Annotated in this window: 12 protein-coding genes and 2 rRNA genes (1 of these 14 running past the window's edge); 5 read left to right on the top strand and 9 right to left on the bottom strand. The window is 64.6% G+C overall.

Translation table 11 applies throughout. The features are described 5' to 3' along the window. Positions 1 to 2 precede the first annotated feature (2 nt). The gene (locus GYH26_RS00925) at positions 3 to 1,964 is read left to right on the top strand and encodes a hypothetical protein (protein ID WP_161540102.1); all 1,962 of its coding nucleotides are present in this window, start codon (positions 3 to 5) and stop codon (positions 1,962 to 1,964) included. Further along, positions 1,952 to 2,614: a dephospho-CoA kinase gene (gene coaE / locus GYH26_RS00920; protein WP_242006510.1), complete on the top strand. Its 663-nt coding sequence runs from the start codon at positions 1,952 to 1,954 to the stop codon at positions 2,612 to 2,614. The genes GYH26_RS00925 and coaE overlap by 13 nt, the downstream gene beginning before the upstream one ends. Positions 2,615 to 2,647: 33 nt before the next feature. Here coaE and GYH26_RS00915 read toward each other — a convergent pair whose 3' ends face one another. After that, complete coding sequence (locus GYH26_RS00915; protein WP_161540101.1) at positions 2,648 to 3,505, bottom strand: sulfurtransferase; 858 nt, start codon at positions 3,503 to 3,505, stop codon at positions 2,648 to 2,650. Positions 3,506 to 3,550: 45 nt separating this feature from the next. Between GYH26_RS00915 and GYH26_RS00910 the strand changes: the two genes are divergently transcribed. Continuing rightward, positions 3,551 to 3,997 (top strand): hypothetical protein, encoded by a 447-nt coding sequence (locus tag GYH26_RS00910; RefSeq protein WP_161540100.1) that lies wholly within the window; start codon positions 3,551 to 3,553, stop codon positions 3,995 to 3,997. A gap of 11 nt (positions 3,998 to 4,008) precedes the next feature. Here GYH26_RS00910 and pdxH read toward each other — a convergent pair whose 3' ends face one another. Continuing rightward, a complete protein-coding gene (pdxH, locus tag GYH26_RS00905; RefSeq protein ID WP_161540099.1) occupies positions 4,009 to 4,650 on the bottom strand; it encodes a pyridoxamine 5'-phosphate oxidase in 642 nt (213 codons plus the stop codon). A gap of 69 nt (positions 4,651 to 4,719) precedes the next feature. After that, positions 4,720 to 6,795: a PAS domain-containing sensor histidine kinase gene (locus GYH26_RS00900; RefSeq protein ID WP_161540098.1), complete on the bottom strand. Its 2,076-nt coding sequence runs from the start codon at positions 6,793 to 6,795 to the stop codon at positions 4,720 to 4,722. An 89-nt stretch (positions 6,796 to 6,884) separates the two neighbouring features. Here GYH26_RS00900 and GYH26_RS00895 point away from each other — a divergent pair, with 89 nt between their 5' ends. Both GYH26_RS00895 and GYH26_RS00890 read left to right on the top strand, forming a co-directional pair. Further along, the gene (locus tag GYH26_RS00895; protein WP_161540097.1) at positions 6,885 to 8,021 is read left to right on the top strand and encodes a trans-sulfuration enzyme family protein; all 1,137 of its coding nucleotides are present in this window, start codon (positions 6,885 to 6,887) and stop codon (positions 8,019 to 8,021) included. Positions 8,022 to 8,072: 51 nt separating this feature from the next. Next, on the top strand, positions 8,073 to 8,945 hold the full coding sequence (locus GYH26_RS00890; RefSeq protein ID WP_161540096.1) for a proline dehydrogenase family protein: 873 nt from the start codon (positions 8,073 to 8,075) through the stop codon (positions 8,943 to 8,945). A 1-nt stretch (position 8,946) separates the two neighbouring features. On the opposite strand, the gene GYH26_RS00885 is transcribed toward GYH26_RS00890, so the two are convergent. The 6 genes from GYH26_RS00885 to GYH26_RS00860 all read right to left on the bottom strand — a co-directional run. Continuing rightward, positions 8,947 to 9,510, bottom strand: a complete 564-nt coding sequence (locus tag GYH26_RS00885) for a LysM peptidoglycan-binding domain-containing protein (protein ID WP_161540095.1) — start codon at positions 9,508 to 9,510, stop codon at positions 8,947 to 8,949. Further along, a complete protein-coding gene (gene trxB / locus GYH26_RS00880; protein ID WP_012842699.1) occupies positions 9,507 to 10,511 on the bottom strand; it encodes a thioredoxin-disulfide reductase in 1,005 nt (334 codons plus the stop codon). Before trxB ends, GYH26_RS00885 begins: the two co-directional genes overlap by 4 nt. A gap of 29 nt (positions 10,512 to 10,540) precedes the next feature. Then, entirely contained in the window at positions 10,541 to 10,888 is a 348-nt protein-coding gene (gene trxA, locus GYH26_RS00875) for a thioredoxin (protein WP_012842698.1), read from the bottom strand. Between the two features lie 73 nt (positions 10,889 to 10,961). Then, positions 10,962 to 13,238 (bottom strand): phosphoribosylformylglycinamidine synthase subunit PurL, encoded by a 2,277-nt coding sequence (gene purL, locus GYH26_RS00870; protein ID WP_161540094.1) that lies wholly within the window; start codon positions 13,236 to 13,238, stop codon positions 10,962 to 10,964. A 145-nt stretch (positions 13,239 to 13,383) separates the two neighbouring features. Then, positions 13,384 to 13,497 (bottom strand): 5S ribosomal RNA (gene rrf / locus GYH26_RS00865). Positions 13,498 to 13,610: 113 nt separating this feature from the next. Continuing rightward, a 23S ribosomal RNA gene (locus GYH26_RS00860) occupies positions 13,611 to 16,378 on the bottom strand (it continues 909 nt past the right edge of the window).

The raw sequence follows: 16,378 nt of genomic DNA, 5'->3' as shown, positions 1-16,378 counted from the left end.
ACATGCGCTTCGGGCTGCTCGGCATCGGATGGCTGTTGCTGCTGAGCCAGGCGGCAATGGCCCAGTCGGGCTGGACCGTCCGGACCGGCTTCGTGCGGGATGTCAGTCGCTATCGGTGGACGGCCGGACTGGACCTCACGCCTTCGGTGGGCGCCTGGACGCTGCACTGGCAGCAGCAGTTCGTGAGCGACGCCTTCCAGTACGGGACCGATCGGCTGGACTTTCGGGATGAATCCTGGACGACCTGGACGCTTGCACCGGCGGGAGATACCACGTTGCAGCCCCGGCTGTTCGGCCAGTGGGCCTGGTTCAACCAGAGCCGCGTGCTTATGCAGCAGGCGCTGGCCGGCCTGCGCTATCGCCCCCGAAACGACCTCTGGCTGGAGCCGGCCCTGGGCGTCGCGCTGGACCAGCGACCGGGCGCCGGAGGAGGACTTGCGCAACCACCGCTCCAGACGGACTACGGCCCGGCGCTCAGCCTGCAACTGGGCTTTCGTCCGCAGACGCCGACCGGCTACACGCTGCGCCTGGAAGGCGGCGGCCTGCTGCAATACCTGACACCGCGTCGGGGCCTCACCGCCTACGTCGATCTGCTGTTTCAGCGACGGGCGGAGGCGGTTGACGTGCTCCTGCAGCTTCGTGGCGCGCGCTTTCGGCGCGATACCTACCAGGCCGTTTCGTTTCTCAACCGAACAACCGCCGCGCCTCCGCAGAGCGTCGAGGCCACCTGGAGCGACACACTCCAGGGGCTGCTGGCCGTGCAACTGCCCCTGCATTCCCACCTGCACCTGCGCGGACGGCTCGGCGGTGAGTGGTTCCGCCGACAGGTGCGCTTCCTCCGGGCGCCCGACGACGCACTGTTCTTCAACACACGCTTCGATCACCGCCAGCTCGACGGCGCCCTGGCCCTGCTCTACGGACGAGGCGGCCTGAACCTGGAACTCGAGCTGGAAACCGGCGCCGAGGAAGAAATCCGCACGCTGACCAACCGGGCCGATCTACCGGCCGCGCAGGCTTCCCAGAAGGCCCTGTTGCTCCAGCAGGCCGACTACGCCCGCAGCTACCTGACGCTGAGCGGCCGGAGTCAGCTCGAAGCCGGACGCCTGACCGTCGGCCTGCGGGCCTACGCCACCATCCTGCGCCACGACACGCCGGAAGTCAACCCGGACGACCGCGACGAACTCCAGCAACAGGCCCGCCTCGACCTCCGGTACCGGCTGACCCGAGCGCTGCAGCTCGACCTTGGTCTGGAGGGCGGCTACTACCATCTGGTTTACCTCAATGCCGTCCGCTCGGCCGAAAACCATGTGCAGCGCACGCTCCGGCTGCAGCCCGGGCTGACGTGGACGCCTGCGCCGACCACACGGCTGTGGCTACAGGGTGAGGTACGCGCCGCTTACACCGTGGACGACTTCGTGCTGCCCGGCCGCCAGCGTCAGGACCAGTCCGCCCGCGAGCTGGGCTACCGCCTGCAGGCCGAGCAGGTGCTTTCGCCCCGCCTTCGCGCGCGCTTCGACGGCTCCTACAGCGAACTGCGGCTGGGTCGGTTGCTCTGGGATCGGTTTGCCGAGATCCCCTTTGACACGCTTCGCACCTACACCGGCTGGCTCCGGCTGGAGGCGCAGACGGCTCGGCTACGCAGCAGCGTGGGCTTTCGCGTCTTTCTCCGACGCGACTACATGGGCGGCCTCCTGATCGCCTACACGACCGCCGAGGGCACCCCGGCTACGGTGAACCGACCGGGCCAGCTCTGGATCGTGCAGGTAGGTCCCACCTGCGGCCTGCACTGGCAACACGGCTCGTTGACTTTTTCGCTGGAGGGCTGGTTGATGCTCCAGCGCCTCCATCGTCGCCTCTACGGACCGCTTCCCGAAGCCTCGGCCGACCGCATCCGCGAGGCCGCCTGGAACGGCCCCCGCACCCGCATACCCAACCTGACGTTTTCACTCACATGGCAACGATGAACGCGCCGCACGTGCGGACCCTGGGCGTCACCGGCGGCATCGGCAGCGGCAAAAGCACGGTGTGCCGCCTGCTCGAAGCACTGGGCGCCCGGGTGTTCTATGCGGACGAAGAAGCGAAGCGCCTGATGACCGAAGATCCGGCGCTGCGCCGGGCCATCGTCGAGGCGTTCGGCCCCGAAAGCTACCTGCCCGACGGCCGGCTCAACCGAGCCTATCTGGCCGAGTGGGTGTTCCACGATCCCGAGGCGCTGCGCCGACTCAACGCGCTGGTACATCCGCGCGTGCTCGAAGCCTTCGAGCAGGCTCGTGAGCAGGCTGCCCGCGAGCAGGTGCCGCTGCTGGTGCTGGAAGCGGCCCTGCTGTTCGAGTCGGGCGCCGACCGCCTCGTCGATCACGTGCTGGTGGTGGACGCACCCGAGGCGGAGCGCATCCGGCGTGTAGTAGCACGCGACGGCGTCACGCCCGAGCAGGTGCGCGCCCGCATGCAGCACCAGCTTCCCCCGGAAGAACTCCGCCGCCGCGCCGACTTCGTGCTCGAAAACACCGGCTCACTGGAGACGCTTCGGCAGCAGGTGGAAGCCCTCTACCGCCGGCTCACGTCCGAAACGGAAACGCCGGGCCAGAAAAGTATCCGGCCGACTGATCGGTAATATTCCCCTGCCACTTCATACGGACGTTCTCTTTCACGGCGCGGCTCCGCGGGCCACGGGCCGCCGGGGATCGGTGATCCATTCGCTCCAGGAGCCCACGTACAGTCGGGCGCCCGGTAGCCCTGCATGGGCCATGGCCAGCAGGTTGTGGGCGGCCGTCACACCGGAACCGCAGTAGCAGATGACCCGCTCGGGCGGCACGTCCCCCAGCAATGCTTCGAACCGTTGCCGTAGCTGTTCAGGCGGACGGAAGGTGCCTTCGGGCGTCAGATTTTCGGCGAACGGCGCGTTCACAGCCCCGGGAATGTGGCCGGCCACCGGATCGATCGGCTCCTGCTCGCCTCGGTAGCGCGCGGGCGCCCGTGCGTCGAGCAGTCGCCAGGCGGGATCGTGCAGGTGCCGCAGCAGCTCGTCGGCCGAGACCACCCGTTCCGGCCGGATCTGCGGCACGAACGTCCGGGCCGGTCGCGTCTCGATCCCGCTGCGCACCGGCCGTCCCTCCCGCACCCAGCGGGGCCAGCCGCCGTCGAGCACGGCCACGGCCTCGTGTCCGAGCCAGCCCAGCAGCCACCAGAGCCGGGCGGCAAACGCCCCGCCGGCATCGTCGTAGGCCACCACCTGTGTGCGCTCATCGATACCCCAGGCCCCCAGCTTCCGGGCCAGTTGCTCCGGATCGGGCAACGGATGGCGGCCGGTCCGGCCGGGCACGATCGGCCCGGACAGATCCTCGTCCAGATGGGCATAGACGGCACCCGGAATGTGCGCGTCCTGATAGGCACGGCGTCCGTACGCCGGATCGCTTAGCGAAAACCGACAGTCCACCACCACCCAGTCGGGATCACCCAGATGCGCCTGGAGCGTTTCTGGATCGATCAGCGTCGTGAAAGCCATCGTTCGTATCTTTTATTGCAGAGCCATTCAGGAACGACAACCGCCATGTCTACGCTGCGTTTTGCATTTTTTGTGCTGCTCCTGCCGATCGGCCTGCTCCGCGCCCAGCCGCTCGCCGACACGCTGTTCGTCTGGCAGGGTTACCGGCAGGAAGGCCGCTGTCGCGTGCAGCTCTTTCGCACGCCGCCCGGCACCGACCGCGCCTACGTGGTGGTGCTGCAGGAGCTGGCCGACAACCCGGGTCCTTCCACCGTGGCCGATGCCCGCTACCTGGTGGAGCGCCTGAGCCGCCACTTCGGCTTCGATCCGGCCGACGCCTACTGGATCTTCCACTGGGGCGCCTTCAGCTTTCCCGGTGCCCGGGCTTCGTCCAAAGAGCTTTTCCTTCGCGCCACCTTCAGCCGCACCACGACGGGCCGGCTGAGCACCCCCCGGTGGCAGGTAATCACGCGGGCCGAAGTGGAACGGCTCACCGACCGGCAGTTTCGCTGAAGGCGAGCGCCTCACGGTGCCAGGCGCTCCCGCACCCAGCCATGCTCCGTGCGCCGGTAGCGTAGCCGATCGTGCAGGCGGCCGGGCCGTCCCTGCCAGAACTCGATCACGTCGGGCACCACCCGGTAGCCGCCCCAGTACGGAGGGCGCGGCACTTCACGACCGTCGTACTGCTGGGCCAGTTCGGCCACCCGGCGTTCGAGCGTAGCCCGATCTGGAATCACCTGACTCTGCGGCGAAGCCCAGGCGCCGAGCTGGCTTTCCCGCGGCCGCGTCTGGAAATAGGCGTCCGACTCCTCGGCGGGCACTTTCTCAACGCGTCCCTCGATCCGCACCTGACGCATCAGCTCCGCCCACCAGAATACCAGCGCCGCCCGGGGATTTTCGTCCAGCTCCCGTCCCTTGCGGCTTTCGTAGTTCGTGTAGAAGACGAACCCGGCCTCGTCGAAGTCCTTGAGCAGCATTACGCGAGCCGACGGCCGCCCCGAAGCGTCGGCCGTGGCCAGTACCATGGCGTTCGGATCGGTCAGCTCGGCGCGGAGCGCTTCCTCGAACCAGCGCCGAAAGAGCACCAGTGGATCGTCGGGTGCCTGCGTTTCGTCCAGCGGCTGTCCGGCATATTCCCGGCGCAGACGGGCAATTTCCGGATTCATAATAAACCTGGGCGAACTTGTTGAAAAGAAAAAGATACTTCGGTCCAAAAATAACGCGTCTGGTTCGCCTCAGGCGTTCGACTTTGTTGAATTTGCCGTGGTGGAAGTGGTCTCGGTCTTCGTTCCGTTCGTCAGGCGCAGCGGCAGCCAGACGGTGAACGTGGTACCCTTACCCTTTTCGCTCTGCACTTCGATGTGGCCGCCCATCATGTCGACGAGCCGGTGCGTGATGGCCAGTCCCAGCCCACTACCCTGGTGCGTGCGTGTCAGACCATTGTTTTCCTGACGAAATTCTTCAAAAATATGCGGCAGAAACTTCGGATCGATGCCCACGCCCGTATCCTGCACCTCCAGGCGGAGCCGATCCCCTTCGGCCGCCAGCCCGACGCGGATCATGCCTTCATCGGTGAACTTGACGGCATTCGAGACCAGGTTGACCACGATCCGGTGGAAGCCGTTGCGGTCCAGATAGACCGGCAGCGGGCCGTCCGGCAGGTCCAGCTCCAGCCGAAGCCCCTTGTCGTCGATCATACGCTGAAAGATGCGGACGCTCTGGCGCACTTCGTCGGCCGCATCGAACGGCTCCGGCGTGAGCACAAAGGCACCGGCTTCGATCCGGGCCAGATCCAGCAGCGTGTTGAGCGTCTCCAGCAGCCGACGGCCACTGTCGCGGATCAGCGCGGCCAGTTCACGATGCGGCTCATCCAGTTCCTCTTCGAGCACCTCGGCGAACCCGATGACACCGGCCAGCGGCGTGCGAATCTCATGGCTGATGTTGCTCAGCAACGTCGACTTGAGCCGGGCGATCTCCTCGGCCCGTTCCTTGGCCTCCAGCAGGTGCCGCTCGTACTGCTTGCGCTCGGTGATGTCGCGCAGGACCACCTGAAAGGCCGGGCGCCCCTGATACTGCACAGGGGCACTGACGAGTTCGACGTCCCGCACGGCCCCGTCGGCCCGCACCATCTGCTGCTCCATGGGGGGAAGCTGTCGGCCCTGCTGCACGGCCATTTCCAGATAGCGCCGAATGGCGTCGGCCTTTTCCGTTCGCAGAAACTGGTAGATCGATTTCCCGATCAGTTCTTCGGGACTGCTCAGTCCGGCAAAAGCGGCGGCCGCCGCGTTCGCATAGAGAATGGTTTCGCCGTCGTGCACGACCACCGACTCGGGCAACTGTTCCAGCAGCTGACGATAGCGCTCTTCTGTTTCCTGAAGGGCCTGTCTGGCCTGCTTTCGCTCGGTAATGTCAATCAGCACCCCGTCGAAGTACACCTGCCCGTCCTGTTCGACGATGCAGCGGGCGTAATCCTGCACCCAGATGATGGTGCCGTCGGGACGCCGCAGGGCCAGCTCGGCCGTTGCCTCCCCTTTCTCACGCAGTCGTTTTAGAAAGGCTTCGCGCTGCGCCGGATCAACATAGAACGAACGCGCATTGGCCCGGAGCAACGCCTCGACCGAGTCGTAGCCCAGCATGCGCGCGGCAGCCGTATTGGCAGCCCGGATCGTACCATCCAGCGTACTCCGGTAAACGCCCACGGGTAGATGTTCCAGCAACGTCCGGTAGCGCGCCTCGCTGGCCCGAAGCGCAGCCTCGGCTTCCTGCAGACTCGAAACATCCTCAACAGTCCCCTCAAACAGTTCCTCTCGCTTCCAGATATTCATGCGCGCCCAGAAGACTTCTCCGTTACGGCGCCGGAGCTGAAGGTAACGGTTGCGCACGGCACCGTGCGCCTTGAGCTGAAGCAGCAGGTGCTCGAACTCGGTTGCCTCGGCCAGCACATCGGTAGCGAGATGCAGCCCCTGGAGTTGCTCCGGCTGTTCGTAGCCCAGCATCCGGGCCAGCGCCGGATTGACCGCCAGCAGCTTGCCCTTTCGATCAGCCTGAAAAATGCCTTCCAGCGCATGCTCGAAAAAGGCCTGATAGGTCGCCAGCACCTCGGCGCGCTGTCGGCCCATAAGCCACAGCCCCGTACTCCAGGCCGCCGTCGCCACCAGCAGCGCCACCAACAGGCCGACGCTTTCCCATCCCCGCAACCACGACAACACGGCCACTCCTACACTCAACAACACGCCGCCCAGCAGCACCCCGTAGATCTGCCTGTTTGGTGCCGGATGATGCGCTTCATGTTCCGGGAGAAGCCGTCGCATGTTTTCTTCAACAGATTATGGTGAGAGTGGCGCGTCTGTCGTTCTATATTTCAGCGAAGCGGTCCATCAAGACCCGCTAACCACAAAACATGTACCACGACCGAATTCACCTTGAAACCCTGCTGGCCAAGGCCGGGTGCGAGCCGGACCCCGCCACCGGAGCCGTCGTCTCGCCGCCCTGCCTGAGCACGACCTTCACACGTGCACCTGATGGGAGCTACCCGCACGGCTACATCTACAGCCGTCACGACAACCCCACCCGCCATCAACTGGAAGACACGCTGGCCCGCCTCGAAGGCGGACAGGCCTGCGCGGCCTTCGCCTCGGGCATGGCGGCCGCCACGGCCCTGCTTCAGACGCTGGAACCCGGAAGTCACGTTTTGATCCCGGACGACGTTTACTACGGCGTTCGAAATTTACTTGAAAATGTTTTTGCAAGCCAGGGCCTTCATTACAGCACGGCCGATTTTACCGATCTCGAAGCCGTCCGAGCTGCGCTGCGCCCGAACACGCGCCTGATCTGGGCGGAAACGCCTTCCAATCCGCTGCTGAAGATTACCGATCTGGCCGGGCTGGCCCGCCTGACCCGTGAGGTCGGCGCCCGCCTGGTGGTCGACAGCACCTGGGCACCGCCGCCCATTCAGCGCCCGCTGGACCTGGGCGCCGACCTGGTGCTGCATTCGCTGACGAAGTACCTCTCGGGCCACTCCGACGTGATGGGCGGTGCGCTGATCGCCCGCGAAGCGGACGACTTTTTCGCCCGCATTCGCATGATCCAGCAGACGGCCGGCGCCGTGCTCGACCCATTCAGCGCCTGGCTGACGCTGCGTGGCCTGCGCACGCTGGCCGTTCGGCTCCAACGGCAATGCGAAAACGCCCGCCGTCTGGCAGCTTTCCTGCGCGACCATCCACGGGTAAAGCGCGTGTACTACCCGGGATTGCCGGAACATCCCGGCCACGAGATTGCCCGGCGTCAGATGCGCGACTTCGGCGCCATGCTTTCGTTTGAAGTGGACGGCGACGCCGAGCAGGCGCTGGCCGTGGCCGCCCGTACGCGCGTCTTCATGCGGGCCACCAGCCTGGGCGGCACCGAAAGCCTGATCGAACACCGGGCCTCCATCGAGACACCGCCTACCCGAACTCCCCCGAACCTGCTGCGCCTATCGATCGGGCTGGAACATGTTGATGATTTATTGGCAGATCTTTCGCAGGCGCTGGAAGATTGACAGCGCCGCATTTTTTATCTTCGGAAGCGCTTGCAACCCGTTTGTCCGGCCATGCCTGTAAAACTCCCGTTTGTACTGGCGCGCCGCTTCGTGGCGGCCGAATCGCTGGAAGGCACGCTGCCGGTCCTCCGGCAACTCTGCGCCGAAGGGCTCTACGTCACGGTTGACCGCCTGGGCGAGTACGTGCATGATCGCCAGCAGGCTCTCGCCACCCGTGACGCCTATCTGGGGCTGATCGACGTGCTGGCCAACGAGCGCGATGCCGGACGCCTGCGCGATGCCAACGTTTCGCTCAAGCTCTCCTCGCTGGGCCAGAAAATCGACGAAGCGTTCTGCCTGGACAACCTGCGCCAGCTCCTCGAAGCGGCCCGGCCTCGCGACGTGTTCATTCGGCTCGACATGGAAGGCAGCGACCTGACCGAGTCCACACTCCGGATTTTCGAGCAGGTCTACCCGGACTACCCCGACCATGTGGGCCCTGTGCTCCAGGCCTATCTGAAGCGCACCGCCCGCGACATTGCCCGCATGTGTGAGTTGAAGGCGCGCGTGCGCCTCTGCAAGGGCGCCTACAAAGAACCGCCTGAGATCGCCTACCAGGACATGCCGACCATCCGTGCTCGTTTCATCGAGTACATGCAGCGCCTGCTGCTTGAAGGACGCTATCCGGGCATTGCCACGCACGACGACGTGCTGATCGAGGCCACCAAACGCTTCGCCGCCGAGCACCAGATCGGGAGCGATCGCTTCGAATTCCAGATGCTCTACGGCATTCGGCCCGAAACGCAGCGTGAACTGGTCCGCCAGGGCTATCGAATGCGCGTGTACGTGCCCTACGGGACCGAGTGGCTGCCCTACTTCTACCGGCGACTGCGCGAGCGCAAGGAGAATGTCTGGTTCGTAGTGAAGAACCTGTTCCGCCGCTGAGCTATCGCACGCGAAGCCGCTGCCCGGGCCGAATCGTGGCGGTGCGCAGGCCGTTCTGCCGTCGGAGTTCCGGCACCGAAAGGCCGTAGCGGCGCGCGATGTCCCACAGCGTTTCGCCCGGCCGCACCGTGTGATACCGGGTCGATGCGTCATCGGCGGCTTCTACTTCCAGTTCGTTCAGGACCGCTTCTACGCCGGGCACACGCGCGGCTACCTGTGCCATTCGCTGGCGAAGCGCCTCGGACGGTACCACGCCGCGCAGCGTAACCCGGCCTTCCTGCACGACCACCGTCGGTAGATACGCACGCAATTCCGGCACGTCGCTCAATGCCAGCAACACCTGCGTGGCCAGCGCCCGGTCCCGCACATGCCGGGCGACCGTGCCTGTATCAGAGGGGATGTAAAACGATGCTTTCGGCAGAGGCTGCGCGGGCAGCGGGTCCACGGCTTCAACCGGGCGAGGATGCTCCGCCGCCGACGCACCTGGATGCTCCGGCGACGGAGCACACCCCGCCACGATCAGCGTCCATCCCAGTCCGACGATCCAGCCCCGGCGTTCAGTCATCCGGCCACGGTCGTCGATGCCGCCGCGTGTTCCTGTTCGGCCAGCCAGCGCTCGGCGTCGATGGCCGCCATGCAGCCCGAACCGGCCGCCGTCACGGCCTGGCGGTAGACGCGGTCCTGCACGTCGCCGCAGGCAAAGACACCGGGAATGTTGGTGTGCGTCGAGCAGTTTTTCGTCTTGATGTAGCCCTGCTCGTCCATTTCCAGCCAGCCCCGGAAGACCTCCGTGTTGGGTTTGTGGCCGATCGCAATGAAGAGCCCTTTCACAGGCAGTACCGAGACTTCGCCGGTTTTCACATTGCGCAGGCGCACACCTTCGACTTCGTTTTCGCCCAGCACGTCCTCGACCACCGTATTCCAGATGAAGGTGATCTTTTCGTTTTTGAAGGCGCGTTCCTGCATGATCTTCGAGGCCCGGAGCTGATCCCGCCGGTGGATGACGTACACGCGCGTGGCAAAGCGCGTCAGGAAGAGCGCTTCTTCCATGGCCGTGTCGCCGCCGCCCACGACGGCTACCTCCATGCCCCGGAAGAAGGCACCGTCGCACGTAGCGCAGGCCGAAACGCCACGGCCGATCAGCCGCCGCTCGTTTTCCAGCCCCAGGTATTTGGCCGAGGCGCCGGTGGCAATGATCACGGCATCGGCCAGCACCGGCGTCTGGTCATCGACCAGCAGGCGAAACGGCCGGCGCGAAAAATCCACGGCCGTTACCGTGCCGTAGCGCAGATCGGCCCCGAAGCGGGCGGCCTGCTGCTCGAAGCGCTGCATGAGCTCGGGTCCCAGAATGCCCTCCGGAAAGCCCGGATAGTTTTCGACCTCGGTGGTGGTGATGAGCTGGCCGCCCGGCTCCGGCCCGCGAAACACCACCGGAGCCAGGTTGGCCCGTGCGGCATAGAGTGCGGCCGTCAATCCGGCCGGTCCGGTCCCGATGATCACCAGCGTGTGGTGTTCAGCACCTTCGAAGTCGATGCCCTCGAAGGCCGACAGATCGGGTTGCGTCATGGCTTCCCCGTTCGCTTTGTGAACAGCATTCAGGCGGCTTCGGCCGAAACCAGCGCCTCCAGTTTCTCGACCAGCACCTTTTTCGGCACAGCGCCGATGAGCTGATCGACCACCTGACCGTTCTTGAAGAACAGCAGCGTGGGAATCGAGCGAATGCCGTACTGCATGGCCGTGCGCGGATTGTGGTCCACATCCAGCTTGCCCACTTTGGCCCGGCCTTCGTACTCGGCCGCCAGCTCTTCGATAATCGGCGCGATCATCCGGCACGGCCCGCACCAGACCGCCCAGAAATCGACGAGCACCGGCACGTCGGACTGCAGCACTTCCTGCTCGAAGTTGTCGTCGGTCAGCGTCACGTACTTGACGTTCTCACCCATGATGGCTTCCATTTAGCTGTTTAGACAGAAAGTTCGTCGGGTTCAACAGGTGTGGTCCGGGGTAGTTTCGGCGCTACACGGTGGGCATCCGGGACGGAATCGCCGTCTCGTAGGGCGCCACCAGCTGCGCGCGCTCCAGGTTCAGAATCGGTTGACCGTCCACCAGCAGCTCCAGGTGTTCGGCGTCGGTGACTGTCCCGATGCGCCGCGCCTGCACCGGCCGTCCTTCCAGCAGGCGGGCTACTTCCGCCTCGTGCTCGGGCGCCACGGTGAAGACGATGCGCGACTGCGCCTCGCCGAACAGCAGCGCGTCGAGCCGCACCTCCGGCGCGCCCGGTAGCTCGACGCGCGCGCCCAGTCCCGGCGAGAAGATCACGCATTCGGCCAGGCACACGGCCAGTCCGCCGTCGGCCACGTCGTGCGCGCTGCGGACCAGTCCGGCTTCGATCAATGCCAGCAGCGCCTGCTGCACGGCCTTCTCCTCCTCCAGGTCCAGGTGCGGTGCATCGCCCGCCGTGATCCCGTGTACATAGGCTAAGTACTCGGAGCCCCCCAGATCGTTACGGTGCAGCCAGGCGGCCGGCGTCAGCAGGTAAATGTGATCGCCGGCCTGCTTGAAATCGGCCGTGGTAGCGCGCGTCACGTCTTCCAGCACGCCCAGCATCCCGATCGTGGGCGTGGGGAAAATGGCACCCTGAGGGTTTTCGTTGTAAAACGAGACGTTGCCGCCGGTGACAGGCGTTTCCAGCGCGCGACAGGCGTCGCCGATGCCGGCGACGGCTTCTTTGAAGGTCCAGTAGACCTCCGGCTTGTACGGGTTGCCGAAGTTCAGGCAGTTCGTGATGGCCACGGGGCGTCCGCCCGCGCAGACGACGTTGCGGGCCGCCTCGCACACGGCGATCTGTCCGCCCCGTCGGGGATTCAGGTACACGTAGCGGCCGTTGCCGTCCACCTTGACGGCCAGCGCCTTGCGGGTACCTTTGATACGAATGACGGCCGCATCGCTGGGACCGGGTCCGACCACCGTATTGGTGCGCACCATCGTATCGTACTGCTCGAAGACCCAGCGTTTGGAAGCGATGTTGGGGCTTCCGAGCAGTTGCAGCAGCACATCGCCCGCCGTTTCCGGCGTGACGTCCGGCAGCGTGGCGGGATCGAAGGCGAGCGTTTCGTCCAGGTAGGCCGGACGCCGGGCTTCCCGGTAGTAGACCGGGGCACCGCCACCGAGCACCAGATGTTCGGCCTCGACGTCGGCCACGAGCTGGCCGTGCCAGTAGACGCGTACGCGGCCGTCGTCGGTCACCTCACCGATGCAGGCGGCGTGCAGGTCCCATTTGCGGAACACTTCTTCCAGTTCGGCCGCCTTTTCCGGCTCGCATACCACGAGCATGCGCTCCTGGCTTTCGGAGAGCATGATCTCGTAGGGCGTCATGTCGGGCTCACGCACCGGAACCCGCTCCAGGTAAAGCACCATGCCGCTTTTACCGCGGGCACTCATCTCGCACGAAGAGCAGGTGAGCCCGGCCGCGCCCATGTCCTGCATGCCGACGATAAGCCCTTTGCGGATGGCCTCCAGCGTGGCCTCCAGGAGCAGCTTTTCGGTAAAGGGATCGCCCACCTGGACGCTCGGCCGTTTGGCCTCGCTTTCTTCCGTGATTTCTTCGGAAGCGAACGTGGCCCCGTGGATGCCGTCGCGTCCGGTGGCCGAGCCCACGATGTAAACCAGGTTGCCTTTACCCCGCGCGGCGGCCGAGACGGTCTGTCCGACGCGGACGATGCCCACGCTCATCGCATTGACGAGCGGGTTGCCCTCGTAGGACGGATCGAAATAGACCTCGCCCGCCACGGTGGGGACGCCGAAGGCGTTGCCGTAGTCGGCAATGCCGCGCACGACGCCGTCGAGCAGGTAGCGCACGCGCGGATTGTCGAGCCGCCCGAAGCGAAGCGAGTTCAGCGCACAGATCGGGCGGGCGCCCATCGTGAAGATGTCGCGGTGGATGCCGCCCACGCCGGTAGCCGCGCCCTGGTAGGGTTCGACGGCCGACGGGTGGTTGTGGCTTTCGATCTTGAAGGCCACGGCCAGTCCGTCGCCGATGTCCACCAGCCCCGCATTTTCCTCGCCGGCGCCCACCAGCAGGGCCGGTCCTTCACGCGGCAGCGTCTTCAGGACCGCAATGGAGTTTTTGTAGGAGCAGTGTTCGCTCCACATGACGGAGTAGATACCCAGCTCTGTAAAGGTGGGTGTGCGGCCCAGTTTTTCGACGATCCAGCCGTATTCTTCGTCGGTCAGGCCGTGCTGGCGGGCCAGTTCGAGCGTGACTTCGGGTTCGTGGAGCAGCGTTTCGGCCATAGGTTCGGGGATTGCGTCGGTGACGGCGAGAGAACGCGCAAGGCGCGCGATCTATCCGGCGTTTGCGGATTTTTTGAAAGGGGTAAAATAAAAACGCGCGGACCGGCCTGCAGTCGCAGGCAGATCCGCGCGTGACATTCAAGGTCCCTGGCACCGACCTACTCTCCCGCCCTTTTCGGGCAGTACCATCGGCGCTGCGGGGCTTAACTTCTCTGTTCGGAATGGGAAGAGGTGTTTCCCCCGCGCTATAGGCACCAGAGACCCGGACGCGCCGAAGCGCGTCCCGCAAACTCATGACATGCGACACGCCGCAAGGTAGCGGCAAACCGGGCGCGGCAAAAAGCGCACGGTTGCTTGCCTGTAAAAGGGGTAGGGATTAAGTCACGCGGGCGATTAGTACGGCTCGGCTCAACGGGTTACCCCGCTTACACCTGCCGCCTATCGACGTCCTGGTCTCGGACGGCCCGCAGGGGAGGCCTCATCTTGCGGTGGGCTTCGCGCTTAGATGCTTTCAGCGCTTATCCCTTCCGGACATAGCTACCCAGCGGTGCACCTGGCGGCACAACTGGTACACTAGAGGTCCGTCCACCCCGGTCCTCTCGTACTAGGGGCAGCTCCGCTCAAGCCTCCTGCGCCCGCCGCAGATAGGGACCGAACTGTCTCACGACGTTCTGAACCCAGCTCACGTACCGCTTTAATGGGCGAACAGCCCAACCCTTGGGACCTTCTCCAGCCCCAGGATGCGATGAGCCGACATCGAGGTGCCAAACCGGGGCGTCGATGTGAACTCTTGGCCCCGATCAGCCTGTTATCCCCGGCGTACCTTTTATCCTTTGAGCGACGGCCCTTCCATTCGGAACCGCCGGATCACTAGGCCCGGCTTTCGCCCCTGCTCGACTTGTGTGTCTCGCAGTCAAGCCCCCTTATGCCCTTGCACTCTACGCACGATTACCGACCGTGCTGAGGGGACCTTTGGGAGCCTCCGTTACGCTTTAGGAGGCGACCGCCCCAGTCAAACCACCCACCTGACACTGTTCCCCGACCGGATAACGGCCGTGGGTTAGGCGCCAGCCAGAGCGAGGGCGGTATCTCAAGGGCGGCTCCACCGGAGCTGGCGCCCCGGCTTCACAGCCTCCCGCCTATCCTGCACACGCCCTGGCCGGCGTCAATGCCAGGCTGCAGTAAAGGTGCACGGGGTCTTTCCGTCCCGCGGCGGGTAGCCAGCGTCTTCACTGGCACCACAATTTCACCGAGCCCGTGGCCGAGACAGTGCCCAGGTCGTTACACCATTCGTGCAGGTCGGAACTTACCCGACAAGGAATTTCGCTCACCCTGATCCCACTGTTTCCAGCGGGGGTGGACCATCTCTTTATCCAGCAGCCAGCTGGGCCTTGATCGCTTCCAGACGCGGTCGGTCGCCGGTGTTCATCGAACTTGCAAGATCGATGATTTCGGCCAGGCCTTCCCGCGTCAGATGGCGTCCTTCTTTCATCATCAGCACAACGCGTCGGAATTTCCGGAAGTCCACGTTCTTGCGGGTCTTCAACGGGTGTTTCAGAAAGAACTCGCAGAGCTGCTCCAGGTGCTTCAGTTTGCGCACCCGGTAGGCATAGCGATCTGCGTGATTTTTCCGAACCACCCCGAAGCCGAAGAACCGCTTGAGCGCATACAGGATCTGAATGTCGCGCTCATGCTGGACCACCGTGAACTCCGGGAGCACCTGATAGCCGGTGCTCATCTCCGGGTGTTCGGCAATGCCCACGTGAAAACAACCTTCACCGTCGACAAAGCCGACCACCCAATCGGCAGTGAGCTGCATGAAAGTATTGGTTTGGTTTTATTTCAGGCCCGACTGGTACTGGATACCCGGCGTATGGCCTCTGAGGATCCCCCGCTTGCGGCGGGGTTTCCTGCGGGTTACCCAATCCACTTCATTTTTACGCCCGCCCTTGGGCGGGAGACGTAGAAGTGGCTCTCAGGGCGTTCCCGCATACAGCCGGGCTTGCCCCACAGGTTACCCTGTGGGCAGGCAGCGGATGCTACCTTAGGACCGTTATAGTTACGGCCGCCGTTTACCGGGGCTTCGGTCGGGAGCTTCTCCCGGCGCGAGGCCGGGATAACCCCCTTCCTTAACCTTCCGGCACCGGGCAGGTGTCACTCCCTATACGTCCTCTTACGAGTTCGCAGAGAGCTGTGTTTTTGTTAAACAGTCGCCTGGGCCTGGTCACTGCGGCCCCCTCCCGCTTTTGGATGGGAGGAGGCGCCCCTTCTCCCGAAGTTACGGGGCCAATTTGCCGAGTTCCTTAGCCACGGATCACTCGAGCGCCTGAGGATACTCGCCTCGCCCACCTGTGTCGGTTTCCGGTACGGGCACCCGAAGACAACCTGCGACGCTTTTCTTGGCAGTGTGCTTGGGGCCTCTATGGGTTTCCCTTGCGGGTCCCCCTACTGTCGCCTTTCGGCCTTAGCGGGTGGCGGATTTGCCTACCACCCAGCCTACGGGCTTCAACGCCCTATTCCGTCAGGGCGCGGGCCTTACGCTCCTGCGTCACGCCTCAGGTTAGCGCCTTCGGGTGGCACGGGAATATTAACCCGTTTCCCATCGCCTACGCCTTTCGGCCTCGGCTTAGGACCCGGCTAACCCTGCTCCGATTAGCGTTGAGCAGGAACCCTTGGGCTTACGGCGGACGGGTTTTTCACCCGTCTTCTCGTTACTCATGCCTACATTTTCTTTTCCAGTCGCTCCACCGCCCCTCACGAGACGACTTCAGCGCAACTGGAATGCTCCCCTACCGCTTGCAGCCCGAAGGCTGCAAACCCGAAGCTTCGGCGCCAGGCTTGATGCCCGACAATTTTCGGCGCCGGGCCGCTCGACCAGTGAGCTGTTACGCACTCTTTAAAGGAATGGCTGCTTCTAAGCCAACCTCCTGGTTGTCTTAGCAGCCCGACCTCCTTTGCCCAACTTAGCCTGGACTTCGGGGCCTTAGCTGTCGGTCTGGGTTGTCCCCCTCTCGGACATGGACCTTATCGCCCATGCCCTCACTGCCGCAGAGCATGTGCGGGCATTCGGAGTTTGACTGGGTTTGGTACCCGGTGAAGGGCCCTAGCCCAACCAGTGCTCTACCTCCCGCACACTCGGC

It is taken from the genome of Rhodothermus marinus (assembly GCF_009936275.1).
Lineage (GTDB): Bacteria > Bacteroidota > Rhodothermia > Rhodothermales > Rhodothermaceae > Rhodothermus > Rhodothermus marinus_A.
The sequence above is the reverse complement of the archived record's forward strand: the minus strand, read 5'-3'. Positions and strand labels throughout refer to the sequence as shown.